2 protein-coding genes are annotated in these 1,786 nt (G+C 61.3%); both read right to left on the bottom strand.

Annotation, left to right across the window (positions count from 1 at the left end; all coding sequences use genetic code 11):
• Nucleotides 1–88 precede the first annotated feature (88 nt).
• The gene (locus IQK56_RS29800) at nt 89–1,042 is read right to left on the bottom strand and encodes a hypothetical protein (RefSeq protein ID WP_150676543.1); all 954 of its coding nucleotides are present in this window, start codon (nt 1,040–1,042) and stop codon (nt 89–91) included.
• A 20-nt stretch (nt 1,043–1,062) separates the two neighbouring features.
• The coding region (locus IQK56_RS29795) for a His/Gly/Thr/Pro-type tRNA ligase C-terminal domain-containing protein (RefSeq protein WP_246500315.1) at nt 1,063–1,786 on the bottom strand (724 nt) is incomplete at its 5' end.

Here is a 1,786-nt window from a genome sequence, read left to right as displayed (position 1 = left end):
CAATGTATCAGCCAGCTTATCTGTAGCTGACCCACCGCAATCGGGGGCAAGCCCCCTCCCACATTTGGATCTTCACATGGCTTGAAGCTCAGCGTGCGCCGGGATCCGCCACCAACCGCCCTGCATCCTTGGTCAGCGCCTGCAGAAATTCCTGCTGCAACTCCGGATCATTGCGAGTCAGTTCGATCAGGCTCTGTTCCAGTTCGCTGGCTTCTTCCTCCAGGCCCAGCTCCGACAGGCGCTTGACCCGGTGCACCCACTGGCTGACTTCGTCGTCCTCCAGGTCGTCGTAGATCAGGCCGTGGGCTTCCAGCAGCTTGCCGCGCAAGGTGCTGCTGATAGCGAGGGTCGAGTCCGAATGCACGTCGTCCTGGCCATCTTCCACGCTGATCTTCAAGGTCGTGACGCGGTTCAGGTCTTGCTCGGCAAACGGGCTGTCCAGCAGGTTCAGGCGCAGCACGCCGTTGCGGTCGGTGGTCAGCTCGTGGATCTTTTTGCCGGCAGTCACCTGCACCGGGCGTTCGCTCCAGGGCAAGCTCGAATACTCCACGCGTTTATCACGCTGGACTTCATCGATACCTGCCAGATTCTGTTGCGCACGGCCGTGGGATTGCACGTTCATGAACGGGTTGAGGCCGTCCACGCCGTAGGTCAGCCAGTCGTGGGTCATGCTGGTAGGCAAGTTGCCGAGGGCGAAGATATTCGCCACGTTGGCGCCCGCGCCCGCCACAAGCGCCACCGCACCCAGGGGCATCTCATAGAGTTTGCGCCAGGGTTGGTAAGGCGTGTAGCGGTCGTAACGACGGGTGACTTCGAACTCGGTGACCTCGAAGGTCTTCTGCTCGTGAATGCGAACCCGGCGTTGCGGCAGCTCCAGCACTTTAGGGTCGCCTACATCGATCTGCAGGCTGTGGTCGAGCAACTTACGCTCGACCCGCTCCTCGTGCTCACTGCGTTGCGACATCTGGTTGGCGCAGCCGCTGACCAGCAGGGCGCCGCACAAGGCGGCGCCCCCCAGGGCTCTGGTGTTTCGCTTGAACATGACTTCTCTTGATCTGGTTTTCAGCGACGAATACGCGCCTGAAGGAAAGACAGCACGTCAGCCACCGGCAACGGTTGGGCTTCGGCTTCGGTCCGGCTCTTGTATTCCAGATTGCCATCGGCCAGGCCGCGGTCACTGACCACGATCCGGTGCGGGATGCCAATCAGTTCCATGTCGGCGAACTTGATGCCCGGGCTGGTTTTCTTGTCCCGGTCATCGAGCAACACTTCAAAACCGGCGGCCGTCAGTTCGGCATACAGTTTGTCGGTGGCTTCGCGTACTTGCTCGGTTTCATAACGCAGCGGTACCAGGGCGATCTGGAACGGCGCCAGCGCGTCGCTCCAGATGATGCCTTTCTCGTCGTTGTTCTGCTCGATGGCGGCGGCAACCACGCGGGATACGCCGATGCCGTAGCAGCCCATGTCCAGGGTGATCGGCTTGCCGTTCTCGCCCAGCACTTCGCACTTCATCGCTTTGCTGTACTTGTTGCCCAGCTGGAAAATGTGCCCGACTTCGATACCGCGCTTGATTTCCAGGGTGCCCTTGCCATCCGGGCTCGGGTCGCCAGCAACCACATTGCGCAGGTCGGCCACGGTCGGAACCGGCAGGTCACGCTCCCAGTTCACGCCGAAGTAGTGCTTGTCGTCGATGTTCGCGCCGATGCCGAAGTCGCTCATCAGCTCGACTGAACGGTCAATGATGATTGGCAGCTGCAGGTTCAGCGGGCCGAGGGAACCGGCGCCG

The organism is Pseudomonas cyclaminis (genome assembly GCF_015163715.1).
Classification (GTDB): Bacteria; Pseudomonadota; Gammaproteobacteria; order Pseudomonadales; family Pseudomonadaceae; genus Aquipseudomonas; species Aquipseudomonas cyclaminis.
This window is presented reverse-complemented; position numbering and strand designations above follow the sequence as displayed.

Excerpts from the sequence above, each read along its gene's own strand:
- IQK56_RS29800 (WP_150676543.1), bottom strand. The coding sequence starts at position 1,042 with ATGTTCAAGCGAAACACCAGAGCCCTGGGGGGCGCCGCCTTGTGCGGC.